Source organism: Paraburkholderia sp. SG-MS1 (genome assembly GCF_012275575.1).
In the GTDB taxonomy this organism is placed as follows: Bacteria; Pseudomonadota; Gammaproteobacteria; order Burkholderiales; family Burkholderiaceae; genus Paraburkholderia.
Genome location: NZ_NPIH01000038.1, coordinates 1 through 26,997 on the forward strand (window position 1 = coordinate 1; position 26,997 = coordinate 26,997).

A 26,997-nucleotide genomic window follows, 5' to 3' on the forward strand; every position below is an offset into this window, starting at 1 on the left:
GCACAAGCATTCGCGTCTCGCGCCGGGATCGGCATCGCGCTAGCGCGAGCAGTCTGCACGACGACACGCAATAATTTTTTTAGATGGAGAAAGAGATCGAAAGAGATTGAAAAAGACGGCGTGGTGCGAGCTTCGTCATCCCCGTCGATTTGCTTGCCTCGTGAACGCGGCATTGGACCGATATCGATCAGCCTCGCATCATCGCGAGGTGAAGAACCCAGGCGTGCGGCGAAAAGCATCGACTCGATCCACCGTTCTATGCGACTTCGTTCCCGAGTCATCTGATCTATTTATCGAGGTGCGCTTGCAAGGGCGTCGGGCGAGGCCGTCTCCGAGGGCTGCCGGATTGCGCTCGAGCCTTATTTAAAGGGCTGATGTGGGCGTTTCGCGGGTTCCGGCGATGCTATGCGGAACAACCAGAATCCGGATACTGCACTCACACATCTGGTTAACCCGCCCTTTTGAAGCTGGAGCCCGAACCGCTACCTTCAGACCGGATCATTTGGGGAAGGTATGCAAGGCACCGAGATGACGGCAAGCGGGATCAACGAGAGCGCGAAGCCACGAGCTTCGGCCGCGCGATAAAACCAGTAAAGGAGACAGGAGAAATCTGATGACAAGCGGAATAACGAGCGGTAAGAGAATTGATATCAAGGCGTTCATCGACGAACGGTCGATTTCGGCCTACCAGTGGCTACTGGTCGCGCTGTGCTTTCTGATCGTGACGGCCGACGGCATGGACGTCGCCATCATGGGATTCGTCGCGCCTTCCATCATTCACGACTGGGGCATTTCGCGCCCCGCATTCGGCCTCGTGATGAGCGCGGCGCCGATCGGTCTGGTGATCGGCGCACTGACCGCGGGACCGGCGTCGGATCGCATTGGGCGCAAGTGGGTGCTGATTACGTCGGTGTTTCTATTCGGCGTCTTCACGATTGCTACCGCGTTCACACAAACGCCGACCGCGATGGCGCTGTTGCGCCTGCTGACCGGCATCGGTCTTGGCGCCGCGATGCCTAACTCGACGACGCTGCTGTCCGAGTACGCACCGCAACGCAAGCGCGCATTGCTGATCACGATCATGTTCACGGGCTTCAACCTCGGCTCGGCGTTGATCGGCTTCGCTGCCGGCTGGCTGATTCCGATTCATGGCTGGCGCTCGGTGCTGATTTTTGGCGGTGCACTTCCGTTGCTTTTGATTCCGTTCCAGATCTGGCTGCTGCCGGAATCGGCCCGTTTGCTTGCCGTGCGCGGCGCATCGCCCAAACGTATCGGCGCGGTGCTCGGCCGCGTGTGCGGCGCGCGCTTTGCCGGCGACGAAGTGTTCGTTTCGAGCGAACCGCCGCTGCCGACGCGCAAGCCGATCGGCGTGCTGTTCTCGCAAGGCTACGGTTCGATGACGCTCGCGCTGTGGGTCACGTATTTCATGGGCCTGCTCGTGATCTATCTGTTGACCGGTTGGCTGCCCACGCTGATGAAGGACGCGGGTCTCACCGTCACCGCGGCGGCCAACATCACGGCGATGTTCCAGATCGGCGGCACGGTCGGCGCGGTTCTGGTCGGCTGGATAATGGACAAGGTCCGGCCCGCGCCGGTGATCAGCGCGGCTTATCTGGGCGGTGGTCTGTGCGTGCTCGGGCTGGGCTACATCGGCGCATTGTCTTCATCGCTGGCATTGCTGGTGTTTGCTGCGGGCTTCTGCATGAGCGGCGCGCAAACCGGCCTGAACGCGTATGCGCCGGGCCGCTATCCGACCGTCGCGCGTGCAACGGGCGTGAGCTGGATGCTCGGCATGGGCCGCTTCGGCAGCATCTTCGGCTCGGCGATCGGCGGTGCGCTGCTCGGCTTCGGCTGGCAGTTCGGCGCGATTCTCGCGATGCTGGCGATCCCCGCTACACTGGCCGCGATCGCTATTCTCGTCAGTCAGCGCGTGAGTGCCGGCGAGACGGCGGCAAGCCCGAATACCGCACATTGAGTGACATAGTAATGGAACGCGGCGCGCGCGAGTTTTATCGGGGCGCGTCGCTGGTCGAATCAATTTTCTGAGGAGAGACCGTGATTATCGACATTCACGGCCACTACACTACTGCGCCGAAAGCGTTGGAGTTGTGGCGCAACCGCCAGATCGCGGGCATCAATAATCCGTCCGAGATGCCGAAGGCGTCCGAATTGCGGATCAGCGACGACGAGCTGCGCGAGTCGATCGAAAGCAACCAGTTGAAGCTGATGCGCGAGCGCGGCCTCGATCTGACGATCTTCAGTCCGCGCGCGAGTTTCATGGCGCATCACATCGGCGACGCGCAGATCTCCGGCACGTGGGCAGCCATCTGCAACGAGTTGTGCTATCGGGTGAGCCAACTCTTTCCCGACCACTTCGTGCCGGCGGCGATGTTGCCGCAAAGCCCGGGCGTCGACACCGCCACGTGTATTCCGGAACTGGTCAAGTGCGTCGAGCAGTACGGCAACGTGGCGATCAATCTCAATCCCGATCCGTCGGGCGGTCACTGGACCAGTCCGCCGCTGTCCGATCGCTACTGGTATCCGATCTACGAGAAGATGGTCGAGTACGACATGCCGGCGATGGTCCACGTGAGCACGAGCTGCAACGCGTGTTTTCACACCACCGGCTCGCACTACCTGAACGCGGATACGACGGCCTTCATGCAGTGCCTGACATCGGACCTGTTCCGCGATTTTCCGACGTTGCGTTTTGTGATTCCTCACGGCGGCGGCGCGGTGCCCTATCACTGGGGGCGTTTCCGCGGACTTGCACAGGAGCTGAAAAAGCCGTTGCTGAAGGACCATCTGCTCAACAACATTTTCTTCGACACCTGCGTCTATCATCAGCCGGGTATCGATCTGCTCACCCGCGTGATTCCCGTCGACAACATTCTGTTCGCGAGCGAAATGATTGGCGCGGTGCGTGGCATCGATCCCGAGACGGGCCACTATTTCGACGACACGAAACGCTATATCGAAGCGGCGCATGTCGATGCAGAAGAGCGTCACAAGATCTACGAAGGAAATGCGCGGCGAGTCTATCCGCGTCTGGATGCATTGCTTACATCGAAGGGACAGTAATCATGTATGAACTTGGAGTCGTCTATCGCAACATCGCGCGCGCGGACGCGGATGTTGCCGCGAAACTCGGTGCGCTCGGCTCGGCGACCGTGCACGAGGCAATGGGACGAACGGGTCTCCTGAAGCCGTACATGCGGCCGATCTATGTCGGCGCTCGCGCCAGCGGCACCGCGGTCACCGTGCTGCTGCAGCCGGGCGACAACTGGATGCTGCACGTCGCGGCCGAGCAGATCCGGCCGGGCGACGTCGTCGTGGCCGCGGTCACCGCGGATTGCACCGATGGCTATTTCGGCGACTTGCTGGCAACGAGCTTCAAGGCGCGCGGCGCTCACGCATTGATCATCGACGCCGGCGTGCGCGACGTGAGCGTGCTGACGGAGATGGACTTCCCGGTCTGGAGCAAGGCGATTTCCGCGAAAGGCACGGTCAAGGCGACGCTCGGTTCGGTGAACATCCCCGTGGTATGCGCGGGTGCGCTCGTCACGCCGGGCGACGTCGTCGTCGCGGATGACGACGGCGTCGCGGTGGTGCCCGCGGCGTCGGCGCGATCGGTGCTCGAAAAAGCGGCCGCCCGCGAAGCGAACGAAGCCGAGAAGCGCGCGAAGCTGGCCGCCGGCGTGCTGGGTCTGGACATGTACACCATGCGCGGGCCACTGGAACAGGCCGGCTTGCGTTACAAAGACTGAAGAGGGCGGCAAAAGATGGTCAGCGGTCAAACCGTGCGCACGCCGATCACCGGCATCTCGTCGATGGCCACGCGCCAGGTACTGGCCGAACTCGCCGCCGCCTACGAACGTTTGGCGGGCCAGCCGGTTGCGATCGAGTCGGTCGGCGGTGTCGATGCGGCGAGGCGTGTTCAGGAAGGCGAATCATTCGATATCGTCGTGCTGGCAGCGGACGCGCTCGACCGGTTGGCGGCGGCCGGCCGCGTCGATCCGGCAAGCCGGGTTGCACTTGCGCGCTCAGGCATTGCCATTGCGGTGGCGGCAGGGCAGCTGCGGCCGGACGTCAGTACCGAAGCGGCGCTGCGCGACGCGATCCTGAGCGCACGCAGCATCGGCTACTCGACGGGTCCTAGCGGGGCGCATCTGAGCCGGCTGTTCGAGCGTTGGGGCATAGCGGAAACCATTGCTCCATGCATCGTGCAGGCGCCGCCCGGTGTCCCGGTGGGGGTACTGGTCGCTCGGGGCGAGGTCGCGCTGGGTTTTCAGCAACTGAGTGAATTGATCCACGTACGGGGTATCGATGTGGTTGGCGCATTGCCGCCCGAAGCGCAATCCATCACCGTCTTTGCGGCCGCGATCTGCGCCGCGTCGCCCCAGCGCGAAACCGCGCGGGCGCTGCTGGCGTTTCTGACGTCGCGCGAAGCCGACAGCGCCAAGTTGGAGAACGGGATGGAGCCCGCTTGATCGCGGCAAAAGCCGGTCGATTTCAACAATACGAACGACCGGTCATGTTCTCCCAGGCGAAAAACTCGTATTCCCTGCGACGCAAAGGAAAGCCCCGTTGCTATCGAGCGCTCAAACGGGCGCGTCACCGCACTTGGGATCTCTTTTTGCCGCGTACTCACGCCAGCAGCTTTCCCCACTCGTAGTCGATCTTGTCGGGCGTGAATGGTAATACGCCCGCGCCGGGTGTGAAAGTCAGTTCGCCGAAGTAGACCAGGTTATCAGGTGCGTACAGGTCCACGCGGACGTAGTCGAAGTCTTGAGAGAGCGCGATCGCGGTGTCCAGCACCGCTTCCAGGTTCGCCGGGCGAGGAGCCGGCGCGGCACTCCGCTTGTAAAAGCCGATCTCGACGTCGAGGTGATTCCAATTGATGTCGTACACGTCGCCATGCGTCGCGTTTCCAAATCTGTCCGATATCACCAGTATGTAGATGATCGGCGGTCCCTGTCGACCACTAAAACAGTGAACCTTGAAGTCTGCCGGTATCTGGCCGTGTGCATCGAGAAGCAGATGCTCGAAGAAGATACGCGGCTCGATGGTGCGATAGTGCCGCTCTCGCGCAATGCTGTAAAAGTCGATTGCCAGCCACTGCTCGGCGCGACGCTGCAGCGCTTCGAACGATGTGTCCGACTTGTTCCTCACCACCTCGACGAAGCTGCTGCCATGATTCGCCTTCATCACGAAAGCACTCGGAAGCGCGTCGAATACTTCGCGTGTGAACACATCCGGCGCTGCGATGAGCGGTATCAGATGCTTCGCACCTATCTTGCTGGCAATGTATTTACGAACCAGAAGCTTGTCGGTCAAGCCGATGTAGCGAGCGTCCGGCCTGAGACTGCGTTGCAGGATCTTCTCGTTGAAAGTGGCGGGGCGACGAAGATTCGGATAGCGGCCGATACATTTATGATGCAACAGACTCAGGAAAAGAGAGTCCGGCAAAAACGACTTTGCCGCTTCCTTCAGTCTTCTGATCGTCGAGACGGGGTGCTCGGGCAACCGATACGGATCGGCCAATAGCTGTGGCCCGTCGACCGGGATATCTTCGGGCAGCACGACTGCCTTGTGCCTTGCAACGGATGCAGCGGCATCCCCGTCGAACTGCGCGGACTTTATCGTCGTCATGTTTTCATCCGTAACTGGCGGCACCGCGAAGCGGTATTGAAAGTCCTAAGGGGCTTCTCGCACGATCTCGGTAGAGGTGTTCCAGTTTTCCTCGGGCGCCAGATATCGCTCTTCGGATGAGAAATGTTGCCGGGCGCGAAATTGCGTAGGCGACATCCCATACCGTTCCTTGAACAATCGCCCCAAACGATTGCCGTCACCCATGCCACAGCGCCGCGCAATCTTGTCGACCGGCAAATCGGTGTTTCTCAACATCGCGGATACGATCTCGAAGCGCGTGCGCAACAGATACTCGAGTGGCGTCATACCGAATTCGCATTTAAAGCGGCGCTGAAAATTGCGCTTGCTCATGGCCGCGGACTCGGCGGCCTGAGCGACTGAAATCGCCTTGCTGTAGTTCTCCTTGATCCAGCGCGCCGACTCGCGGACTTTTTCGGTGGTCGTGGTGACGCTTGCATCGTCCAGCTCCGACTTGTTCTTCTCTGTATAGCCGGTTTGCAGGATGCGGCCGATCTTTCGCGCGGTGTCGGAACCCAGGTCGCGCTCGATCTGGGAAAGAGCCAGGTCTGTAGGTTTCACACCGCCGCCGTCCCGAGTGCCGCCGCTGTCATCAAAGAGAAATATGGGCACAGTCGATTGCAATGGATTCCTGCAGACGACGGCCAGATTCGCGCCTTGCTGCACACGAAACGATGCAATGGACCCCTGAAGCGAGATCCAGGAAAGAAAGCGGTCATTGGACTCCGCGATGTCGGTCGCGTCCCGGCACGCTACAAAGAACGCGTGGAAATCGGCGAGGCTATAACGCTGCAAGCTTTGCGTCCAGATCGAGATGCTGGACGAACTGGTTACCAGCCCCCCCGCATCGGACAACACGGACAGTCGATATGGCGGTTCCTTGCCCGCGGCTTTCTCGAACTCGTTGGCAAGGCGAAATATGTCGCCGATAGCTCCTGTGGTTGCCATCGAACAGTGCTGAAAAACCAGAAGGCCAATGTGTTTCATCGCATTCCGTCCATTCCGACGCTTATTCACGTCCGACGTAAGACAATCGGTGGAAGTCATCAGGCTGAGTTCTCTGCACAGGCCAATCACCCTAGGTAGCGAGATTAACGCATCGAAATTTCCACGACGAACTTGGCTGGCATTCGCGGGTGTTTTGGCGTAATAGTCATGACGAGGGAAATTCTTACCTCGCAATGGAAGAAAAAGCGTTCTAATATGTATTTCCGCGAGAAACATTTTCCGTAACTAATACGCAAGGATCTTGTGAATAGCGCGTGCGCCTGGGCGCGCTTTTACTCGGTGGCACAAGGGTTGCCGCGCGACAAGTGCACTCCGACAGGCAATTTGTGTACATGAATTGCGGAGCTGCTTCGGTTACTGCATATGCACTGACCCGTATAACTCTGTTACATTAATTGCAGATAGCAACAAGGCTTTCTGCAATAGCTCAGCATTTGTAATCCCCTCTGCATAATCGGCCATTAACACCCGAATTTATGCCGATCACGAATTGCCGCTTTTTACGCAGGCTATGCTTCACTGCAGCATCAAGAGAGAAATTGGCGGCCTGAATGGGCCGATTTCCAACTCCGCAAGATGAGTATGCTTTAACGCGCCATCGCCGTGCTTCGGCGAGGATATGTCCAATAACCGTCCTCCCTGGACCGCTGGATTTGTGTCGGGTCGAAGCATTGCGCGAGAAGGCAGACGCGCGATCATGTACCGCCGTGCCCGCAGGGGCGCGGTGCCTGCGTTGATCGTGCCGCGGCTGGCGCTCGTGGCGATCGTGACATATGGTTGGATCATCCGGCGTTCTCATACATGAAGGTCGACCTTGCCGGGCGAGCGTCTGATTGGCGAAAAGGCCATCAGGCCAGACGTGAGCCATTGGATCGCAAGGCGTTCTCTCGAACTACCTGTGCAGTTGGAGGTTGGCATCGTCAATGCCATGAGCTGCTATTCCCATTTTGTGAAGTAGCGGCAGGCAATGACCATAACAATCTCAATACATCAGTTTTTCAGGGTCCATTACAGAATAGCTTTTCGTAGCACGAATATCTTGAGGATTTAATTCGTTGAGATCGTGGTGGAGAGGGCGTTGCAGATGATGTAGGAAGCACGCCGGTGATTTGTAGTGCGCAGTACTGTCATCCGTCGTGTACGCGGTCCGCCACGCGGCTCTCCGAGCCAATCTAACGAAGCACGTCACGTCGAGGTGCTGCCGGGCAATGTAATACCCACATCGTCCGGCGGCGGTTTCAGATCGCGAACTGGTGGAGCAGCAGAGCAGTATCGAATCACTACTCTGCCCATCAAACATGGAAGGATCAAACCGGTGGACTACTACCCTCAGAATTCGCTCTCTCCGGGTGCCAGCACCGAACGTGGCCAACTCAGCGCGAGTGGGATGCTCACGTTGATGCGCGATCACATCTGGGAAATCGTGGTCACGACGGTGGTCGTTCTGACACTTGCCGTGGTGTATCTGCTCATCGCGACACCCATCTACTCGGCAGATGTCCTCCTGCGCGTGGACCCGCCGGAGCCGAATGCGCTTGGCCTGGCCTTGCAGAACCAGGAGATGCTTCCGGCGCCTTCGCCGTCCCCTGTGACCGAAATGGCCGTCATGCGTAGCCGCTCGGTGCTCGATCCGGTGATCGACCGGTTCCGCTTCGACGTGTCGGTGACGCCGCACAGGGTTCCGGTTCTGGGCGCCATCGCCGAGAAGTTTGCGACACCGGGTCAGCCGGCAGCGCCGTGGTTTGGGTTGAAGTCCTTTGCGTGGGGAGGAGAGCGTATTCAGATTGGCGCTCTGGATGTGCCGCGAGAACTCGAGGAAGAAAAGCTCACCTTGATCGCCCTCGCAGACGGCGCGTACGAGTTGCGCGGACCGTCGGATCAGTTGCTCGTCAGAGGCATAGTGGGCACGCCGGCAATGGACAACGGCGTTTCGATGCTCGTGAAGCAGCTGGATGCGCGGCCAGGCACGAAGTTTCAGGTCATTCGCTGGAACGAACTCGACGCGGTCAAACGTTTTGATAATCTCGTCAAGATTACCGACAAGGTGAAAGAGTCGGGCCTCATTCAGATAGAGTATGAGGATAAAAGCGCGGATAAGGCGACTGAAGTCACCAATGCGGTAGCTCAGCAATATCTTGCTTCCGCCATTGCCAGCCGGCAACTCAACGACACGACCACGCTCGCTTTCATTAACGGAGAGCTTCCGCGCTTGCTCACGGACCTCAAAAAGGCCGAGGACAATCTCAAGCATTTCCGTTCGAGCGTGCAGTCGATGCAACCGACGAGCGAGGCACAAGCGTATCTCCAGGGCGGCATCGACCTCGACAGACAGATAGCAAGCCTGCAACTGCAGCGAACGCAGCTCCTCGATCGTTATAGACCTGATAGCCGCTGGATACAGAACATCGACACGCAACTGGCGCAATTGAAGGATGCGAAGGAGAAATTCGACGGCCATTTCAGCGGCATGCCCTCATCCGAGCGTGAGAGCGTCGATCTGCTCCGCGCGCAGAAGGTGGCGGAAACGATCTATCTAGGGATGGTTCAGAAAGCGGAGCAATTGCAGGTTCGGCGCGCCAGTACGACGGGCGGCGCGCATATCGTCGACCGGGCGATCCGCCCCCATCGTCCGGTCAAGCCGCAGCCCGCCCTGGTGCTTGGTGGCGCCTTGATACTCGGGCTCGTATCCGGCATCACGCTCGTCTTCATGCGCCGCCATGTGATGACCGGCGTAACCGACCCCAAGTACGTCGAGCGCCGCATGAGCGTACCGGTATTCGGAGAAATCCTGTTCAGCCAGCAGCAGTTGTTGCTCGATCGCATGTCTGCTGGCGTGGGCCGAAAATCACTACCGGGTCTGGGAGGGCGAAGCAATCTGCCCTTCCAGAAAAGCGCGCCCGATATCCAGTTTCATGGTGCGGCGGCCTTGCTCGATGGCGACATCAGCCGGGCTCTGGCTTCGCGTTTTCCACACGATACCTCGGTCGAGGCGCTTCGCAACGTGCGCACTGCGGTGACGCGCGATCTTGCACACGCGCGCAATAACGTCCTGATGGTCATCGGGCCGACGCCTTCGGCGGGCAAAAGCTTTGTTGCCGCAAACCTCGCGATCCTGCACGCGGAGATCGGCACGCGTGTCGTGCTGATCGACGCCGATATGCGGCGCGGACATCTCGCGTCGTTGTTCAACGGCAGCAATCGTGGCGGACTCTCGGAGGTGCTCGCGGAGCGAATGCCTTTGCGCAGTGCATTGCGGCAGACGAGCGTCGAGGGCCTGACGTTCCTGTCCTGCGGCTTGCGTCCGGAGAATCCCGCCGCACTGCTGATGAAACCGCGCTTCAAGGATGTGCTGGAGCGGCTCGCAGCTCAGTTTGATCTGGTGATCATCGACACGCCGCCGTTTCTCGCGGTCACGGACGCTTCCATCATCGCGAGTGAAGCGGGCGCGTCGTTGCTCGTCCTGCGTTCGGGTATGCAAAGCGAGGAGGAGATCGCCGACACGGTCAAGAAGATGGAGCGCGCCGAGGGACGCATAGCGGGCGCGGTCTTCAACGGCATCCCGTTGCGGCGAAGTACACGGAATTACGGCTACGCGACGAACTACGCCAGTGATGCAGGCGACCCGGAAGCAGTGCATTGATCTCACTCGGGGCTCAGGCAAATGGCAGGCAGCGTAATCTCGTGACGGCGATAAACGGAGAACCGGATGACCTTTGCAATCAACGGAAAGTTCACTTCCCAGCCCGTCACCGGCGTCCAGCGGGTCGCCTATGAACTGACGAGAGCGATGCAGCAGATGCGCGCACTCCCGGGTGATGAACTGGAAGTCTTCATGCCGCAAAACGCAATCGAGCCAGGCGCGCTGCTCGCACGCCAGCGGCGTTTTCCGTGGCTGCGCGGCACGCTCTGGGAGCAGATCACGCTGCCGATCGCGGCGCGGGGCATGATGCTCCTGAATCTGTGCAATACCAATCCGCTGTTCAAGCGCGGACAGGTCGTGATGGTCCATGACATGGCGATCTACGATGTCCCGCAAGGCTTCTCGAAAAAATTCCGGCTTTGGTACCGGGTTTGCTTCGCATGCCTCCGACGAACCCGGCCGCTGATCCTGACGGTCTCGGCATTCTCGAAGACGCGCATTTGCCATCACCTGAAAATCGATGAATCGCGCGTGACGGTCGTGACGCCCGGCGCGGACCACCTGGACCGGGTCACGTCGGATCCTGCGGTATTGAGCCGTCTTGGACTGGCGAAAGACACTTACTGTGTGATTGTCGGCAGTCTCGATCCACGCAAGAACCTGCAGCGGGCGCTGGAGGCGATCGACAAGCTCGGACATCTCACCGGAATCAAGTTCGTCGTAGTGGGCGGTAGAAATCCGCGCATCTTCAATAGCGGTAATGAGGGGCAGCCGGCATTCTCGAAGCAGGTGTTGTGGGCTGGCTTCGTGTCGGACGGCGAATTGAAGTCTTTGTATGAGAACGCCGGTTGCCTCATTTTTCCGTCGTTGTATGAGGGATTCGGACTGCCGCCACTCGAAGCGATGTACTGCGGCTGTCCTGTGATTGCCTCGTCGCGCACGTCGATACCCGAAGCGTGTGGCGATGCCGCGATGTATTGCGATGCGATGTCGGCTGACGACATCGCCGCAAAGATTTCAAAAATGATGGGCGACGCAGAACTCAGGGAGCGTCACCGAACGATGGGCTTGCTTCACGCCCGCGAGTTTCGCTGGGAGTATTCGGCGCAGACAGTGCTTGAGATTCTTTACGGCCACACCGGCGATCGCTTGCCGGATCTGACGCCGCGCGCGTCGGTGAGTTGACGCATGGTTCTGGGCAGGCAAATGCATCGCGTCGAAAATGGTGCCGGCCGACGGCGAGCACTGCGCATACTCGCTGCGCTCGCGGGCGCGACGATACCGCTGGTGCGTACGCGGAGCGCGCTCGCGGCGGTGTCCGATGCGCGCAAACCACGTGCTACTGCTCGCAGGATTATCGACCTGATCGGCTCGAATGGCTGGCCCGGATCGGCCGGCGATATTCAGATGTGGCGCGCAATGGGCATCAGTTGGGGACGCGATTCGGTGGGACCTGGCCAGCAGTACGGACCGGGAGACGCGATGCGCATCGACAAGACCGGCCCCACATTCAATAGCGATCTGCCGTCGGTCCTGATTCGAAACGATCGCAACGGAATCGGCTCGTTGCTGCTGCTCGCCTACACGCCGAAGTGGAACGCGAGCGTGCCGGGGGACTCGAAGTCGGCGCCTGTCGACGACAAGGCATGGACGCGCTACGTCGACGCGGTGGTTCGGAAGTATTCGACACCGCCGTTCAACCTGCGTTATTTCCAGATCTGGAACGAGGCGGCCGGCCCATTGTCCGGTGGTTCGCCGCAGGCCTCGTTCTGGCACGGCCCGGATTTCAGTCCGGACCGCAAGCGCGCGAGGCCCTATGAGCGGGCCATGCAGGATTACGTCGAGCGGATTCATATTCCGGCGGCACGAATTATCCGCGGTTACCACGCGTATGTCGTGTACGGCGGCTGGCCGGATCAGGGCGGGCTCTCCAACTTCAAGCGATGGCTGGAGTACAGGAGCCCGGTGTTGAATGAACGCATGCTGGACTGGGTCGATTACCTCGACACGCATTACCTGCCCGTCGCCGATCTGGATCCTTTGTATGAGCAGTACGTGAAGAACGGTCCTGCACGCGGAATCTGGCAAACGGAAATAGGTGATGCGTACATGAAAGATCCGCACTACCTGCCGCGCTATTTCTTCGACTTCGCCGTATGGGCATTGGATAGAAACTGGAACGACCAGGACAAGTATCTGTCGATGATCTATCACTGGGATGGCTATGAGCCATTCCGTCTTACGCATCGAGGTCCGCCCGAGCGGACTTACAACGTATCCGGGCAGAGTCTGGTCGTACTGCATCGGACCGTCAATGGACCGCTTGCCAGTTTGTCGAAGCCGTTGCAGTTCAGTCCAGGCGCCGCAGGAACCGCCTTGTTTTCCGGCAGCGACATCGTGATGCAGGTCAGGGCGGACCCGGGCTGGCAGACGGTCGGCTTGCCGGGGCTTGGACCGCCGTCGTCGTCGCGCGTTACGCGGGTCGAGTTTATCGATGCACTCACCGGCGCGGCGAGCGCCCCCGACGACGTTGCGTTGACGTGGGACGACCAGAGGGTGAAGGTTCGATTCAGGGTGCCGGATCAAGTCAACGGTGCTGGCAACAATCCGCCGAAGCACCTCGCTTATGTAGTTCTGCATCGTGCCACGTAGTCATGCGATCAGGCAAAGCTATGCCGGATCCAGCCGAAGCGATGTGTTTGCCGGGTGTGTCGTCAGTTTTACGGTCATCGGATTTCGCTTGATCGAACTTTTGGATACCGTCGAGAAATCATGAACCACGTTACCGTTGCGATTTGCAATTACAACTACGAGCGCTATCTGGTGGAGGCGATCGACTCGGCGCTTGCTCAGGACTATCCAGGAACGGAGGTGCTCGTCATCGACGACGGTTCGACCGACGGCTCGCAAGCGATCATCGAACAGTATGGCACGCGCATTTCCTCCATCTTCAAGACGAACGGCGGCCAGGTCTCCGCGTATAACCATGCGATCGGCGTGCTCGAAACGGACTATGTGATCTTCCTCGATTCCGACGACATTCTTTATCCGAGTGCGGTCTCTGAAGTGATGCGCCTGTTTGCGGAGGGAAACTGGGCGAAGGTGCAATTCCGCCTTGACGTGATGGACAGCTCCAGCGTGCTAACCGGCACTCATGTACCCCATAGCGAACCACCACACGACTGCAGAAAGCTGTTGCTGGGCGGCTGGCTTTATCCCTCTCCGCCCGCGTCGGGCAATGCATATCGTGTGAGTGCCCTGAGGCGCTTCTTTCCCATACCGGAGGAAGGCATTAACCGCTACGGCGCGGATTTCTACGCGATCTACGGCGCGGCATTAACGGGGCCTATTGCCACGGTGCCGAAATCACTCGGCGGCTATCGTGTGCATAACGCACACAGCGAGACGGTCTCGTTCGCCAATTCGGAGCAGATCAACAAGGCGCCGAAAATCTTCAACCTCCGCTGGGCGATACTGAGGGAGATCGCCCGCACCCGGTTGCAGACAGAACTGCCGCCAGTCTTTTACGATTTTTCTCACGAAAGGGCCACGTTCTGTTCGAGCGTCTATCGCGCGACCCTGCCGACACGCTGGCGCTGGATGACGCGGGACTCCCGCACCTATTTGCATACGATCATCGCGAACCCGTTCTGGGGGGTGAAGAAGAAACTCGGCACGCTCGTGCTGTCGAGTTTGTGTCTCGTGCCTTACTCGCCGCTGTCCGACTTCGTCGTGCGTTATATCTCCAACCCGCTTGCCCGCCGCCGCGCGGCCGGGCGCTGAATTCCGGAACGCGCGAGAAAGGGGGCAGCATGGATAGACGAGCGGGCGCCAACGTTATTGCGTTTGTCTACGGCGGTTATTTGATGAGGTACATCTATCTCATCATCGTCGTGCCGTTCTACGGCAGGATTCTCGGCGTCGCCGAGTACGGCCGGGTATTGGCGTCGATGTCGCTGATGAACGTGATATGGATGCTCGCCAGTTATGGATTCACGTTCGTCGGCATGCGCGAGGTGTCGAAGGCGCAATCGGCGGCGGAGTGCAACTCCATCTACTCGTTGCATGTGAGCGCACGCCTTGTGATGGGATTGCTGGGTGGCAGCATCGGCGTCGTCGCGACGATGAGCTCGCCGGTCCTGTCGGAGCGGCCGATGATCGGTCTGCTTGCCACGCTGCTGGGTATCGTGTCGGCGATGAATCTGGGCTGGTTATTCCAGGGGCGCCAGCACTTTCGAACCCCGATCATGATCGAGGTGTTCGGTTTCGCACTGAGTCTCGTGCTGGTTCTGAATCTGGTCAAGGGGCCCGGTGACGCCGTGTGGGTGCTGGCGAGTCTGCTGATCGCGGGCGTAGCGTCCTCGATCATTTCGTACGGTTTGACGACCTGGCAACTGGGCTTGCCGCGTCTCAGGTTCGCGGGCGTCGTGCCTCTCGTGCGAGGCTCGACGATGCTGTTCTGCTACTCGTCGGGTTCGGTCGTGCTCACGGCGTCGTCGACTTACCTGTTGACGCTCCTGTCCACGCCCGCCCAGGTGGGCTACTTCGGCGCGGCCGAACGCTTCGCGACGATCGGGCTCAGTCTGATGGGGCCGGCGTCGCAGGTGTTCATTCCGACGATATCGCGGCAACTCGCGCTCGGCGACAAAGAAGGCGCGCATGTCACGACCCGGCGAGGCGCCACCTTGTTGATCGGCTACGGATTACTGGCGTTTTGTGGTGCGCTCACGCTTTCGCCATTTGTGCTGCCGTTGATCCTGGGACCCGCATTTGAACCGAGTGCGCACGTATTGCAGATCTTCGCATGGATGTTCCCCTTCGCCGCTTTTAACCAGTTTGTCGCGTTCTATGTATTCGTGCCGCGAAAGAAAGACAAGCTGCTTGCCATGACGGGTGTGGTTTCCGGGTTGATCAATGTCGTGGCGGCCCTTTTTCTTGCCTCCCGATACGGTGCGGTAGGTATGGCGTCTGCTCGGGTGATCGGCGAAGCAGCACTGGCCGTGATGCTGATGAGCATCATGATCCGCCTCGAGTTGATCAATCTGTTGCCGGGCGCCGAGCGGGCGTTTGGCATGGTTCGAATGGCGTGCGGCTTTCGGCCTCAGGCAGGCGCCGCCAAGGATGAATGAAGCAGGACCTCGCACGCGGGGGTCCCGGTTGCTATCTCACAGGAGGTCGAAGTGAAAGTCGCTATTGTTCACGATTGGTTGGTGGTCTCGGGCGGCGCGGAGAAGGTGTTGAAAAATATCATCGAGTGCTTCCCGAACGCGGACATCTTCTCGATTGTCGATTTTCTGGAAGACCGCGACTGCGTGAAGGGAAAGACCGTCCATACGTCGTTCATTCAGAAAATGCCTTTTGCCCGGCGGCGCTACCGCGCCTACCTGCCGCTCATGCCGATCGCGATCGAACAGGTCGATCTGTCCGGCTATGACCTCGTCATTTCCAGCTCGCATGCGGTCGCGAAGGGCGTACTGACCGGGCCGAACCAGGTCCACGTCAGTTACGTTCATTCGCCCATCCGCTATGCGTGGGACTTGCAGCATCAGTATCTCAGGGAATCTCACCTGAGTACCGGCATCAAGTCCGCGATGGCCCGCGTGCTGCTTCATTACATCCGCGGATGGGATTCACGCTCGGCCAACGGCGTCGATTACATGGTCGCGAATTCGCAGTTCATTGCGCGGCGGATCAGGAAGGCCTATCAACGCGAGGCAACCGTCATCTATCCGCCGGTCGACCTTGCCAGCATGACGGTGTGCACCCAGAAGGACGACTTCTACGTGACGGCGTCACGAATGGTGCCGTACAAGCGCATCGATCTGATCGTGCAAGCGTTTTCGCAAACGCCCGAGCGGCGGCTCGTGGTGATCGGCGATGGCCCTGAGATGAAGAAGATCAAATCGTGCGCGGGAGAAAACGTCACGATTCTCGGTCATCAACCATCAGAAGTTCTCGTCGATCACTTACGACGCGCCCGCGCATTCGTGTTTGCGGCCGAAGAAGACTTCGGTATCTCCGTGGTGGAAGCGCAGGCATGCGGAACGCCGGTCATCGCATTCGGCCGGGGCGGCGCGCTCGAAACGGTCGTCGGCTTGCCGCTCGATCGGCCAACAGGCGTGTTCTTTGGCGAGCAGACACTGGAGTCGCTGCTGGAAGCAGTCGGCCGGTTTGAAAACAATGCCGGTCTGTTCGACTCCCGGCAATGCCGCCGGAATGCCGAGCGCTTTTCAACGGAGAACTTCAAGGCGGCACTGACGGATTTCATCGACTCCCGGCTTCCGTACGCCTGTGTCGAGCAGTTTCTTCCGTATCCGGTCAGAGACCCGCAGTCCGTCGACGAACGTCATCTGGCCGACGTGGCATCGTAAGACCTGATGCGATAGCGAATCCGCCCCAGCGCGGCCATGACGGATGGCACATGTTTGCGAATTTGCGGCGAACGTGTTTCGATCAGATGTTGAAGCGGCGCCTTGTGACCATAGGCGAGCGTGGAGACAAGCAGAAGGCTTAGCGTGGGCCAGATGGCTCCGAATCGTTCGGGCTCAACGTTGACGGCCGCCCGCAAGAAAACTAGCGCCATGAGTGCGCCAAGCAGCCAGCCGGAAATGACTTCGGGCAGCGAATGTGAATGGTCGACGAGGCGGGAGACGCCAGTCAGCGCCCCGATCACCATGCCCGCGACGATGCCGGGCAACAGCGGTTGCCGCCACCACTTCAGCAAGAGCGTAATGGCGACCATCCAGATGGACGTCGACAGCACGGTGTGACCGCTAATGACGCGGAAATCATCAGCCGGAATAGCGATTCCCCAACTCGCATAGACGATCTTGGTGGCGCCCACGAGCGCGGTGCCCACGGCGAGTACGCCGATCAGGCGAAATGCCAGACGCACATTGAATAGCGCAATCCAGCCGGCGCAAATGGCCGCCACGGGCAACGTGATGGCGGCGTCGCCCAGGTTGGTGAACACAGTCCACATACAGTTCTCTCGTTGTCGCTTTCTGGCGGCCGCGTGGCTGAAAAGAGCGCCTCTCGCGGGCAGATTGATTGAGTGCCGCCGTATTGTCGCTCACGAGGGCGTGCGGCCATTCGGCGCGCGCGGCGGCCGTTCGAACGCGACGGCGCTGGACGGCCGCCATGCGAGCAACAACGAGATGACAAGCGAAAGGATCAGAACGTTCGACGGTGAGACGAGCCGATGTTCGGTCGCGGCCATCACAAGCAGGCAAACCGACGAAATTTCGACAAACCGGAACGCGGCGAAGTTTTGTCCACGGCCGATCAGCGCGGCGGCCGCCGCGCCGTGCTGGCTCCATTCAATCAACTTCCAGAAAAAACTCAGTAACAGCGCGAGTCCGACCAGGCCGAGTTCCGCGAGGAAGTTGAGGTAGGAGTTGTGTGCATGCGAGTCGCTATGTTCGATTGACACATCCGACGGAATACCCACCATGTGGAAGTATGAGATGACGCTGCCGATATGGTCGTCGAAAGAACCGAACCCGAGGCCGATGATCGGGCTTTGTTCGAAGTACATGAGCGCGCGCGGCCACAGCCATTCGTAGCGGATGCTCAGATTGGCGACCTTCGCATCCTGATTCTGAATCGTGAAGGAGTAACCCATATAGTTGACCGTCGGGTCGGTGTTGTAGAGCGCCATGGCGATGGACGCCACGAGAAGACCGGCGATCAGCGAGGCCAGCATCCAGCGCTTGCGGCCGAAGTAGACATAGGGCAGCACCGCCAGAGCGCCCAGCAGCGAGCCCCGGCTATAAGTGGAGAAAAGCATCAACGCGTTGGCGGCCAGCAGCGCAAGAACCAGCCTGCTGCGTTTTTGCAGATAGCACGCGGCGCCCAGGCAGAACAGCATTGCAAAGAAGCCGCCGGCCGCGTTGCGTGCAATGAAGTAGCTGCCAAAGCTGGCGTCGGGATGCATGAAAATGCTGAGTAAGCCATTCTCAAGAACGTAGTAAGCGTAAAGCGGCAAGTTGATCACTACCGCAAACACGAAGAACGTGCGAAGCACTTTGTTCAGATCCCACCGGTGCATGTACAGGCAACCGGCAAAGATCGGCGCATAGGAGATAAAAAAATTGCCATCGCGCCGATAAAAATCGAATTCAAGAAACGACGCGGGATCGTAGAGCAGTGTCGAAACCACGATTAACAGCGTCAACAAGGTCAGTGGCGTGATAAACGCGGGGTAACTTCTGCCGAAAAAGCGCCATGAACAGAAGATGAGCGGGGCAAGTCCTACCGCGCTTACCGGTACCAGATTGGTCACGGTCAGAAATAGCGCAAGTAACGATATGTAAGCCATTGCGACTCCATGAAAACGAAATGGCGCACAGTGTCCGAAGACTCGTCCATGTGGAAAGCCGCCATGGAGTCGGAGACGGAAAAGCCAGCGTCATACTGGCATGGACAACATCGGTGTCCGTATCTTTGAGGAATCAAACGGGAGCACCTTCACTGCACGGTATCACGTGTCGCAATTGATTTCCAACCTCGGCGTAGGCCTGTGTTGGCCGCGTCAGCTTCATCCAGATATTCAAGAAATCCGGCCCCACGAGCAGAGCCAAAATCTCCACTGTTCGCGCCACGTATGCTGTGGTGCAGCGTAGGCTGTCTATGATTGATCACATCGAGTGCGGCGCTATGGGCATCAGTCTGTCGGCATAACGCCGGTTCGCTTTTATTGCCCTTACGCGATCTGCCGCGACCCGATCGCGCCGATGTTTGCGTTGGGAGGCCGAATCAGATCGATAGGCCGCCACGGACATCCTCCGCGCAACGAACTGGTTGGCTCTGTCCGTCCGTTACAGACGTCCTGTCAGCAATCACATGAGAAGTTTTCGACGCGCTTCGCGTCGCTATGCGTTATGCGCGGACATCGAGCGGGCGCTCTCGAGCCGGCATCGAGCTAAGGGAGCTTTATATGGGAAAGGTTACGGCAGTGACGGACGCAACGACGGATGCCGATTCGATCGAAAAGGCTCTGGTGGACTATCCGCCGCTCGTGCAGGTCATTCTCGCCGGGGGATCGGGGACTCGTCTGTGGCCGATGTCGCGCGAGCAGTTTCCAAAGCAGTTGATCGACCTCATCGGTAACCAGACATTATTGCAAGCCACGATGGGGCGCATGGCGGGCTTCAGCAGCTTGTGGGATGTTTCGGCCGACCCGGTCGTCGTCTGCGGTGCCGAGCATTACTTTGCCACCTACGAACAGGCGCGCGAGGTCGGGGTGAACGCGCGCATCGTGGTGGAACCGGCGCGCCGCGATACCGCGCCGGCGCTCACGCTCGCCGCCTTGGCCGCTTGCGCCGATGGACAGGACGCCATTCTGGTCGTGATGCCCGCCGATCATTCGATAGCGAATCTCGACGCGCTTCATCGCGCCATCGACATCGCAGCACGCCACGCACAAGCAGGTTCGATCGCCACGTTAGGCGTTCCGCCTGACCGCGCGGACACCGGTTTCGGCTATATCCGGCTCGGCAGCGAGTTGCGCGATGGCGCACGTCGCATCGAGCGCTTCGTCGAGAAGCCTGCAGCGGAACTCGCCGCTCAGTATGTGGAGTCGGGCAATTACTGGTGGAACAGCGGGATGGTGGTGGTCCGTTCTTCGGTATGGCTCGCGATGATCGAACGTTTTCAGCCGGAGATACACACCGCGTGCGTTCAGGCGCATCAGGGCGCGAGAAAAACCACCGAGTGCGTCATTCCCGACGCCACCGAATTCCTGCGCTCGCCCTCCGATTCGATCGATTACGCGGTGATGGAGCAGTTAGGTAAGCCGGATTCGCCTTTCGCCGGCGTGGTGGTGCCGCTCGACGCGGGCTGGTCGGATCTCGGGTCGTGGGATGCGGTCTGGCAGGCGATGGAAAAGGACGACTGCGGCAACGCATCAAATGGGCGCGTACTGTTCGAAGGCGCGACCGCAACCTATGCGCGTTCGCAAGGCGGCCGGCTGCTCGCCTGTGTCGGCACGAACAATCTGATCGTGATCGAGACCGACGACGCCGTGCTGGTGGCGGACCGCTCGCACGTTCAGGACATCAAGGGGCTGGTGTCGCGCATCAAGCGGGAAAAATCGCCGGAAGCCGACGCACATCGAAAAGTACGCCGGCCGTGGGGCTTTTACGATTCGATCGACCACGGCGATCGCTTTCAGGTCAAACGCATCGTCGTGATGCCGGGCGCGCGCCTGTCGTTGCAGATGCATCACCATCGCGCGGAGCATTGGGTTGTCGTGAGCGGGACCGCGCTCGTCACACGCGGGGAAGAGCAGTTTCTTCTCGGCGAAAACGAGTCGACGTATATCCCGCTGGGCATTCGTCATCGGTTGGAAAATCCTGGCCGCGTGCCGCTGCAGATCATCGAAGTTCAGTCTGGAACCTATCTTGGCGAAGACGACATCGTCAGATTCGACGACAAGTATGGGCGTTGCGGCTGAATCAGGTGGGTCGAACGGATGCGTGCTCTTAGGGGGCTGCAATGCGATTGATTACTGGTCTACTGGCAAGATTGTTCGACGTGGCGATGATCCTCTCGGGCGCTCTCGTGGCCTCGCAGATCCGTTTCGAAACGGACTCGCAGCGCAGTTTCTATCTGGCGTTCGTGGCCTTTGCGGCGGCCTTTGCACTCGCGCTGTTTCCGGCGCTGGGCGTGTACGAGTCTTGGCGCGGCCGTTCCAAGCGCGCGCTCGCGGGGCACGTCGCGCTCGGCTGGCTGCTCGTTCAGGCGTGCGCGATGGTGCTGATGTTTTCGCTGCACCGGATCGATTTCGTATCGCGTCTCTGGTTCGTGTATTGGACCGGTATTTCGGGTGCGGCGATGATGGCCGGGCGCATGGTGACGCATGCGTTGCTCGGGCGCATGCGCAACGCCGGACTGAATTTGCAGCAGGTCGCGGTTGCGGCGTGCGCAGAGCATTGCGACGAGATCATTCGTAAGATGGAAATGTCGCCCGCCGCCGGTTTTCGCGCCAATGCCTTGTATAACCTGCGCCCGGGCAGCGCAGTCGCGACCGCGGCGCCGGTCAGGGTCTTTGAAGAGCATGCCGCTTTTGCCCGCTACGTCCGTGAGCAGAATATCGGCGAAGTGTGGCTGGCGTTGCCGCTGAGCGAAGAGCGTTCGATTCTCCGGCTCGTCGACGAGTTTCGCAACGACCTGATCAATATCCGGTTCATGCCCGATGTGCGCACGCTTGCGCTCTTCGAAGGCAGCATGACCGACCTGCTGGGGCTGCCGACGATCAATCTGGCCGCGTCGCCGCTACCGCCCAAGGCATTGGTGCAAAAGGAGCTGTTCGACCGGCTTTTTGCGCTCGGGGCGCTGATCGCGGTGTCGCCGATTCTGCTCGCCTGCGCGATTGCCGTAAAGCTGAGTTCGCCCGGCCCGGTCTTCTTCAGGCAGCGCCGCAAAGGCGCGGACGGGCGGGTTTTCAGCATTTACAAGTTTCGCACCATGCGTCTGCACGAGCAGAAGCCGGGCTTGCTGGAGCAGGCGACACGCAGTGATCCACGCATTACGAAGGTGGGCGGATTCCTTCGGCGCACGAGTCTCGATGAACTACCGCAGTTCTTCAATGTGCTGCGCGGCGATATGTCGGTGGTCGGGCCGCGTCCTCACGCGCTCGAACACGATGATCTCTATCAGCACATCGTGTCCGGCTATATCCATCGCTACCGGATCAAACCCGGCATCACCGGATGGGCGCAGATCAATGGCTTTCGCGGTGAAACCGATCGCATTGAAAAGATGGAGGGCCGCGTCGCGCACGATTTGTATTACCTGCGCAACTGGTCATTCGCACTGGACGTAAAAATCATTTTCGCGACTGTATTCAAGGGGCTTCATCATCCTAATGCTTACTGATCTTAGATCGAGGCCCCAGTAATACGGTACAGGAAGTTCGGTAGTGGGTATTGAAAAGCGGAGCCCCGAATGGCCCCGGTATAAAAATGGCGGTATACCGGTGATGTTCTGAGCGGGAATGCCGCAGACGAATGGCGCGTTATTCGCAGCAAGCGGGTCGGCCAACAGGAACCCATACGGAGACAGGACGTGAGCGAACAGTTATGGTGCGTCCATATCGAAGGACTGAACGACTTCATTGCCACCGATTCCCGGGAATCGGCGACGGAAGAAGCGTTGGCGATCAATGCATATATCGACAGGGCCGAGAAAGGTCCGCGTGCGGCGATCCTGCGGGCAGTGGTGATCGAATGGCCGTTCACACCGGCGAGTCATGCGCGTTCGCTCCATGATGACTGGCACGATTTGCAAAACATGCCGCACAGACGGGCGGCCACGAATGGAGCCGATGGTGTGCTGGGCAGCATCGCACGGCGTGTCAAGGAATTGGTGTCCGTGGCGCGCGGCAAATAGCGCGAGTCTGAGTAGGGCGGGCGGCGGGCCGGTTGAGAGCCCTGCCGGTTGCCGTCACCGGAACGAAAAATACACGGGCCACACGTGTGGGCTTCATTGAAATAGATTGGCTGGTTGCCTGAACGACCGTCATGGCAACGCGAGCGAGACGGCGCACAACGGTTTTACCCGTGGCGGCCGCCGTGCTATTTCTTGCGTCGAGGGGCGCGTCGGGAATGACCGGCGCTGAGATCGTCGTGGATGCCGATGTATCGCGCGGCCTGAGCGAAGGGCGAGCGCGGGCGCCGGAAGCTGGCTTGAAACGCAAAAAAAGCACCCTGTGACTCACTTTCTATCGGCGCACCGCCAGCGAAGTGCCCGGCGCCGTCCGGCAATATCACGTCTCGCGGCTGAGCGCGCGAAAACGGCCGGGGCTCTGCCCGGTCGAGCGCTTGAATGCGATGCTGAATGCGGTGTCGGACAAATAGCCGATGCGCGACGCGATGTCGATCAGCGACGCTTCCGAGTGCTTGAGCGCGGAACACGCGATCGTCATCCGCCACTGCGCGAGGTATTCCACGGGCGCACTGCCCACCTGGCGGCGAAAGCGCGCCGCGAACGCGGTGCGCGACATACTTACCGCGTACGCCAGGCTCTCGACGGTCCAGCGTTCGCCAGGCTGCGCGTGCATCATCGACAACGCACTGCCGATCTTCGGATCGGCAAGCGCGCCCAGCCAGCCCTGGGGTTGCGGCGTAGACGCGAGATAAGTGCGAAGCACGTGCACGAGCACCAGCGCCGCAAGACTGCTGCGCGCGATGTCCGCACCCGCATGCAGGCCGGTCGTCTCCCATTCGAGCAGATCGAGCACACGTGACAGCGCGTGCGAACCCAGTTCCGCGGCGCGCAGATGAATCAGCGGCGGCAGATGGCTCAGCAGCTTGCCTGTGACGTCGTTTTCGAACGTGAAGCGGCCGCTCGCGATGATCACGCGGTCGAGACCACGTCGCCCGCCGCTTTCACCTTCACCGCGATAACGCACGACGCCATCCGCGCTGCGAATAGCGCGGTAAATTGCCGGACCATCGAGCGGCGCGCGGCGCGGGTCGCTTGCCGAATAAAACGGCTGACCGTCCGTCAGCATGTAGAAGTCGCCTGGTTCGAGCGTCAGCGGCGCCTCGCTGCCTTCGATCCACAGATGAGAGCGGCCCGCCAGCACCCCACCGAACTTGATGCCCTGATACGCCGGGAAGCGGAAGGCCCACGCCCCACTGCCTTCGAACCGGGACGACAGCACGCTGCTCACGCGCAGCATCGAGAGAACGTCGGAAAGCGCGTCCATAAATGTACGGTCTAATAGGAATGAGGGCTTTTCTATTATAGGCACGGAGGTTCTTTGGCGGGATCATAGCGCCATTCACGCGACGAATCGTGCGGCTTGATGCAACAACAAGCGAGCCGTGACAACGTCCATACAAGGAGGATCATCTTCGATGAAAGCATGGCAACTCGAACGGCTGGGCGGCGCCCTGAGCCTGAACGACATTCCCGTTCCGCAGCCCCGCGCGGGAGGCGTCGTGGTTCGCGTCGAAGCGTCCTCGCTGATGTCGTACATGAAGGCCTACGTGGTCGGCAAACTGCCGATCTATCACGTGCCGTCACAGCCGTTCGTCCCGGGCGGCAACGGCGTGGGTGTCGTACATGCGGTGGGTCGCGACGTGTGGCATTTGCGGCCCGGGCAGCGTGTCGTTCTGTCGTCGTATTTCGTCGCGCAGGAAAATGTGCGGGAGCCCGCACAGGTCTTGCTCCGCGTGACCGCTAACGGGGCGGCGGCAGAGCGCGTGCAGGCCGACTGGCCCGACGGCACGCTGGCCGAATACGCGTCGTATCCCGCGAGCGCGGTGACGCCGGCCGACGATCTGCCGCATCTGAGTTCCGTTCAGCTCGCGATGACTACCCGCTGCATCGTGCCGTTCGGCGGGCTGTTGCGCGGCCGGCTGGCCGCCGGCGAAACGCTGATCGTGTCCGGCGCGACGGGTGCCTATGGGACCGGCGCCATGCTGCTTGCCTTGGCGATGGGCGCGAGCCGGATCGTCGCGGTCGGCAGAAATGCGCGAGCGCTCGAGGCGCTTGGGGCGCTCGACCGCGCGCGGATCGTCACGGTCACGGCCACCGGCGACGTGCAGACCGATGCGCAAGCGCTGCGCGAGGCCACGCACGGCGGCGCGCATATGGCATTCGACATGGTCGGCAATGCGAGCGATCCCAATCTCACGCTAGCGGCGCTACGTGGTCTCGCGCAAGGCGGCCGGCTGGTTCTGATGGGCAGCATGACCGTGCCGCTGCCGATTCCCTATACCGAAGTCATGCTGAACAGCTGGGAAATTCTCGGCCAGTTCATGTATCCGCGTGAATCGTATCGTCGGTTGCTCGACCTGGTTCGCAGCGGGCAGCTCGATCTCGCGGCGCTGCGTCCGCGTGTCTATCCGTTTGCCGCGCTGCCCGAAGCGATGGAGGCGGCGGCGTGCGCGACCAGCTTCGAATGCGTGGTTATCGATCACGAGCAATGATATTCACGCGAGCGTTCATATACATATCGCAATCGATTCATTCCCACGGCCCGCGCCCGCCGCTACGCTTGTCACTCAATCGTAAGCGAGGGCATATGGCCGCATCCGTTTCCCCGTCGTTTTTCCAGCGACGCCGTGCGTTGCAACTGCTCGGCGCCACACCGGCACTCGCCGCGAGCGTGTTTGCTTCACGTGGAGTACACGCAGCCGGGGCAGCGTCGACCACGCTCGTGCTAGGCGACCAGGCGGGCGGTACGCGCGCGCTAGTCGAAGCCGCCAAGGTGCTCGACGGTGCGCCGTACGCGTATCGCTGGGCCAACTTTCAGGGCGCGGCGCCGCTCTTCGAAGCGCAACGCGCGAACGCCGTCGATCTCGCGCCAGCGGGCGACTTGCCGGTGCTCGCGGCCGCGCTCGGCGATCCCACGCTGAAGATCGTCGCAACGCGTGTGGGTTCGGGTGTGCAACTGGGCATTCTGGTCGCGCCGAATTCGAAGATCGCGACGGTGGCGGACCTGAAAGGGCGCACGGTGTTCGTGTCGTCGGCACGCGGCAGCATTTCGCAGTTCCAGCTATATGGCGCGCTTGCCGAGGCGGGATTGTCCAGAGACGACGTGACGGTCCGCTTCATTCTGCCGGTGGATGCGTTCGCGGCATTCGCCTCGGGATCGATCGAAGCGTGGGCGACGTTCGATCCTTACTACGGCATCGCCGTGCAACGCGGCGCGCGGATTCTGCGAGATGGCACCGGCATCAATAGCGGGCTGGGCTTTATCACCGCTTCGGGCGCCGCGCTCGCGGATGCGGACAAGCGCAAGGCGATCGCCGATTTTCTGCTGAGACTGCAACGCGCGGGCGATTGGGCGCTGGCCAATCCCGACGCATATGCACTAATCTACGCGACGCTGACACGCTCGCCGCTCGATGCCGCGAAACGGATCACGCGGCGCGCGTCGCTGAAGCAGCATTTCGTCACCGACGCCGACATTGCCGCGCTTCAGAAGGTCGCCGACAGCGCGAACCGCGACGCGATTCTGCCGCGCCGTATCGACGTGCGTGCGATTTCCGACACGCATATCGCGAGCGTTTGAGCGGTGCGTCGTTGTATCTGTGCGTGACGAACGCCTCGACACGCAATGCCGAAGCGTTCGTCACGCCACACGCCTCACGCCGGAAGCGGCACGTCCTCGATCAACTCTGCCTGCACCGCACGGATTCTGCGGTCGACGAAATACCCGCCGCCTTCGACGTAGCGAAGATAAAGCCGCGTACACAATGCGCACTGCCAGACCGCGCAGCGGTTGTACGGGAAGTAGCGCGGCGCGATCGGCGCATCGGCCGACCAGTAATTCGTCTTGCCCGGCAGATACTCGCTGAAGGTCGGTTCGGGATCGTCTTGCGGCAACAGCGTGCCGATTTCCTCGAATTGCGTCTCGTCCAACGACAGCGGCTGCGATTGCCAGCCGTCCAGCGGCGTTTTCGTGCATGCGCAAGGCGCGGTGGCGCGCATTTGCGCCGCGCGCGCGAGCTCGAGCAGGGTTGCAGCGTTCAGGTATTGCGCCATGGGGCTCACAGTTAGGGGTTCATCATCCGGTTCCGCTGGGGAGCGACTCACGCGCGGTCCAAACGGCCGTCGGCTATCGACGCCAGCGCAGCCGCTTCTTTTCCGCCGAACTGCGCGACAGTGTTGATGAGCGCAATCGTCGCCGCGCCCGTTCTGGACGCGAGTTTATCGTCCGC

Annotated in this window: 22 protein-coding genes; 15 read left to right on the forward strand and 7 right to left on the reverse strand. The window is 60.5% G+C overall.

Annotated features, from left to right (window positions below; genetic code table 11):
• On the reverse strand, window positions 1-239 hold a 239-nt coding region (locus CIC12_RS32900; RefSeq protein WP_238812343.1), incomplete at its 3' end, for a hypothetical protein.
• Window positions 240-613: 374 nt separating this feature from the next.
• Here CIC12_RS32900 and CIC12_RS02985 point away from each other — a divergent pair.
• The 4 genes from CIC12_RS02985 to CIC12_RS03000 all read left to right on the forward strand — a co-directional run bounded on the left by CIC12_RS02985 (window position 614) and on the right by CIC12_RS03000 (window position 4,490).
• The gene (locus CIC12_RS02985) at window positions 614-1,975 is read left to right on the forward strand and encodes an MFS transporter (RefSeq protein ID WP_168662028.1); all 1,362 of its coding nucleotides are present in this window, start codon (window positions 614-616) and stop codon (window positions 1,973-1,975) included.
• An 80-nt stretch (window positions 1,976-2,055) separates the two neighbouring features.
• Window positions 2,056-3,081 carry an amidohydrolase family protein gene (locus tag CIC12_RS02990; protein ID WP_168662030.1) on the forward strand — a complete coding sequence of 342 codons (1,026 nt, stop codon included), beginning with the start codon at window positions 2,056-2,058 and terminating at the stop codon, window positions 3,079-3,081.
• A gap of 2 nt (window positions 3,082-3,083) precedes the next feature.
• The gene (ligK, locus tag CIC12_RS02995) at window positions 3,084-3,767 is read left to right on the forward strand and encodes a 4-carboxy-4-hydroxy-2-oxoadipate aldolase/oxaloacetate decarboxylase (protein ID WP_168662032.1); all 684 of its coding nucleotides are present in this window, start codon (window positions 3,084-3,086) and stop codon (window positions 3,765-3,767) included.
• A gap of 15 nt (window positions 3,768-3,782) precedes the next feature.
• A complete protein-coding gene (locus CIC12_RS03000) occupies window positions 3,783-4,490 on the forward strand; it encodes a substrate-binding domain-containing protein (protein ID WP_168662034.1) in 708 nt (235 codons plus the stop codon).
• Between the two features lie 157 nt (window positions 4,491-4,647).
• Here the strand turns inward: CIC12_RS03000 and CIC12_RS03005 are convergent, their stop codons facing one another.
• Window positions 4,648-5,676 carry an ATP-grasp fold amidoligase family protein gene (locus CIC12_RS03005; protein WP_446727938.1) on the reverse strand — a complete coding sequence of 343 codons (1,029 nt, stop codon included), beginning with the start codon at window positions 5,674-5,676 and terminating at the stop codon, window positions 4,648-4,650.
• Window positions 5,677-5,697: 21 nt separating this feature from the next.
• On the reverse strand, window positions 5,698-6,657 hold the full coding sequence (locus CIC12_RS03010) for a helix-turn-helix domain-containing protein (RefSeq protein ID WP_168662036.1): 960 nt from the start codon (window positions 6,655-6,657) through the stop codon (window positions 5,698-5,700).
• A gap of 1,336 nt (window positions 6,658-7,993) precedes the next feature.
• Between CIC12_RS03010 and CIC12_RS03015 the strand changes: the two genes are divergently transcribed.
• The 6 genes from CIC12_RS03015 to CIC12_RS03040 all read left to right on the forward strand — a co-directional run bounded on the left by CIC12_RS03015 (window position 7,994) and on the right by CIC12_RS03040 (window position 16,689).
• Complete coding sequence (locus tag CIC12_RS03015; RefSeq protein WP_342030501.1) at window positions 7,994-10,318, forward strand: polysaccharide biosynthesis tyrosine autokinase; 2,325 nt, start codon at window positions 7,994-7,996, stop codon at window positions 10,316-10,318.
• A gap of 66 nt (window positions 10,319-10,384) precedes the next feature.
• Window positions 10,385-11,503: a glycosyltransferase family 4 protein gene (locus CIC12_RS03020; protein WP_168662038.1), complete on the forward strand. Its 1,119-nt coding sequence runs from the start codon at window positions 10,385-10,387 to the stop codon at window positions 11,501-11,503.
• A 21-nt stretch (window positions 11,504-11,524) separates the two neighbouring features.
• Complete coding sequence (locus CIC12_RS03025; RefSeq protein ID WP_174771883.1) at window positions 11,525-12,970, forward strand: hypothetical protein; 1,446 nt, start codon at window positions 11,525-11,527, stop codon at window positions 12,968-12,970.
• A gap of 120 nt (window positions 12,971-13,090) precedes the next feature.
• Window positions 13,091-14,101, forward strand: coding sequence for a glycosyltransferase family 2 protein (locus CIC12_RS03030; protein WP_168662040.1), 1,011 nt, complete (start codon window positions 13,091-13,093; stop codon window positions 14,099-14,101).
• Window positions 14,102-14,130: 29 nt separating this feature from the next.
• On the forward strand, window positions 14,131-15,447 hold the full coding sequence (locus CIC12_RS03035; RefSeq protein ID WP_168662042.1) for a lipopolysaccharide biosynthesis protein: 1,317 nt from the start codon (window positions 14,131-14,133) through the stop codon (window positions 15,445-15,447).
• Between the two features lie 51 nt (window positions 15,448-15,498).
• Window positions 15,499-16,689, forward strand: coding sequence for a glycosyltransferase (locus CIC12_RS03040; protein ID WP_168662044.1), 1,191 nt, complete (start codon window positions 15,499-15,501; stop codon window positions 16,687-16,689).
• On the opposite strand, the gene CIC12_RS03045 is transcribed toward CIC12_RS03040, so the two are convergent.
• Entirely contained in the window at window positions 16,665-17,300 is a 636-nt protein-coding gene (locus CIC12_RS03045) for a phosphatase PAP2 family protein (protein WP_168662046.1), read from the reverse strand. The two genes, CIC12_RS03040 and CIC12_RS03045, sit on opposite strands and share 25 nt — an antisense overlap.
• 90 nt (window positions 17,301-17,390) lie before the next feature.
• Window positions 17,391-18,638 (reverse strand): O-antigen ligase family protein, encoded by a 1,248-nt coding sequence (locus CIC12_RS03050; RefSeq protein ID WP_168662048.1) that lies wholly within the window; start codon window positions 18,636-18,638, stop codon window positions 17,391-17,393.
• Between the two features lie 618 nt (window positions 18,639-19,256).
• On the opposite strand from CIC12_RS03050, the gene CIC12_RS03055 reads away from it, so the two are divergent.
• The 3 genes from CIC12_RS03055 (at window position 19,257) to CIC12_RS03065 (ending at window position 22,711) form a co-directional block, all read left to right on the forward strand.
• Window positions 19,257-20,774, forward strand: coding sequence for a mannose-1-phosphate guanylyltransferase/mannose-6-phosphate isomerase (locus tag CIC12_RS03055; RefSeq protein WP_168662050.1), 1,518 nt, complete (start codon window positions 19,257-19,259; stop codon window positions 20,772-20,774).
• 41 nt (window positions 20,775-20,815) lie between these two features.
• Window positions 20,816-22,198 (forward strand): undecaprenyl-phosphate glucose phosphotransferase, encoded by a 1,383-nt coding sequence (locus tag CIC12_RS03060; RefSeq protein WP_168662052.1) that lies wholly within the window; start codon window positions 20,816-20,818, stop codon window positions 22,196-22,198.
• Window positions 22,199-22,387: 189 nt separating this feature from the next.
• Entirely contained in the window at window positions 22,388-22,711 is a 324-nt protein-coding gene (locus CIC12_RS03065; protein WP_168662054.1) for a hypothetical protein, read from the forward strand.
• 376 nt (window positions 22,712-23,087) lie between these two features.
• Here CIC12_RS03065 and CIC12_RS03070 read toward each other — a convergent pair whose 3' ends face one another.
• Window positions 23,088-24,032, reverse strand: coding sequence for an AraC family transcriptional regulator (locus CIC12_RS03070; protein WP_168662056.1), 945 nt, complete (start codon window positions 24,030-24,032; stop codon window positions 23,088-23,090).
• 151 nt (window positions 24,033-24,183) lie between these two features.
• On the opposite strand from CIC12_RS03070, the gene CIC12_RS03075 reads away from it, so the two are divergent.
• Together CIC12_RS03075 and CIC12_RS03080 are read left to right on the forward strand one after the other, a co-directional pair.
• Window positions 24,184-25,260, forward strand: a complete 1,077-nt coding sequence (locus CIC12_RS03075) for a zinc-binding dehydrogenase (RefSeq protein ID WP_168662058.1) — start codon at window positions 24,184-24,186, stop codon at window positions 25,258-25,260.
• Between the two features lie 95 nt (window positions 25,261-25,355).
• Complete coding sequence (locus tag CIC12_RS03080; RefSeq protein WP_168662060.1) at window positions 25,356-26,348, forward strand: ABC transporter substrate-binding protein; 993 nt, start codon at window positions 25,356-25,358, stop codon at window positions 26,346-26,348.
• 74 nt (window positions 26,349-26,422) lie between these two features.
• Here the strand turns inward: CIC12_RS03080 and CIC12_RS03085 are convergent, their stop codons facing one another.
• Window positions 26,423-26,821, reverse strand: a complete 399-nt coding sequence (locus tag CIC12_RS03085) for a hypothetical protein (protein WP_168662062.1) — start codon at window positions 26,819-26,821, stop codon at window positions 26,423-26,425.
• Between the last annotated feature and the right edge of the window lie 176 nt (window positions 26,822-26,997).

What these genes read in the sequence shown, in the direction of transcription:
- CIC12_RS03030 (WP_168662040.1), top strand. Translation starts at nt 13,091, where the DNA reads ATGAACCACGTTACCGTTGCGATTTGCAATTACAACTACGAGCGCTAT.
- CIC12_RS03010 (WP_168662036.1), bottom strand. Translation starts at nt 6,657, where the DNA reads ATGAAACACATTGGCCTTCTGGTTTTTCAGCACTGTTCGATGGCAACC.
- CIC12_RS03020 (WP_168662038.1), top strand. Translation starts at nt 10,385, where the DNA reads ATGACCTTTGCAATCAACGGAAAGTTCACTTCCCAGCCCGTCACCGGC.
- CIC12_RS03075 (WP_168662058.1), top strand. Translation starts at nt 24,184, where the DNA reads ATGAAAGCATGGCAACTCGAACGGCTGGGCGGCGCCCTGAGCCTGAAC.
- CIC12_RS03070 (WP_168662056.1), bottom strand. Translation starts at nt 24,032, where the DNA reads ATGGACGCGCTTTCCGACGTTCTCTCGATGCTGCGCGTGAGCAGCGTG.
- CIC12_RS03085 (WP_168662062.1), bottom strand. Translation starts at nt 26,821, where the DNA reads ATGGCGCAATACCTGAACGCTGCAACCCTGCTCGAGCTCGCGCGCGCG.
- CIC12_RS03055 (WP_168662050.1), top strand. Translation starts at nt 19,257, where the DNA reads ATGGGAAAGGTTACGGCAGTGACGGACGCAACGACGGATGCCGATTCG.
- CIC12_RS02985 (WP_168662028.1), top strand. Translation starts at nt 614, where the DNA reads ATGACAAGCGGAATAACGAGCGGTAAGAGAATTGATATCAAGGCGTTC.
- CIC12_RS03045 (WP_168662046.1), bottom strand. Translation starts at nt 17,300, where the DNA reads ATGTGGACTGTGTTCACCAACCTGGGCGACGCCGCCATCACGTTGCCC.
- CIC12_RS03035 (WP_168662042.1), top strand. Translation starts at nt 14,131, where the DNA reads ATGGATAGACGAGCGGGCGCCAACGTTATTGCGTTTGTCTACGGCGGT.
- CIC12_RS03060 (WP_168662052.1), top strand. Translation starts at nt 20,816, where the DNA reads ATGCGATTGATTACTGGTCTACTGGCAAGATTGTTCGACGTGGCGATG.
- CIC12_RS03025 (WP_174771883.1), top strand. Translation starts at nt 11,525, where the DNA reads ATGCATCGCGTCGAAAATGGTGCCGGCCGACGGCGAGCACTGCGCATA.
- CIC12_RS03080 (WP_168662060.1), top strand. Translation starts at nt 25,356, where the DNA reads ATGGCCGCATCCGTTTCCCCGTCGTTTTTCCAGCGACGCCGTGCGTTG.
- CIC12_RS03050 (WP_168662048.1), bottom strand. Translation starts at nt 18,638, where the DNA reads ATGGCTTACATATCGTTACTTGCGCTATTTCTGACCGTGACCAATCTG.
- ligK (WP_168662032.1), top strand. Translation starts at nt 3,084, where the DNA reads ATGTATGAACTTGGAGTCGTCTATCGCAACATCGCGCGCGCGGACGCG.
- CIC12_RS03000 (WP_168662034.1), top strand. Translation starts at nt 3,783, where the DNA reads ATGGTCAGCGGTCAAACCGTGCGCACGCCGATCACCGGCATCTCGTCG.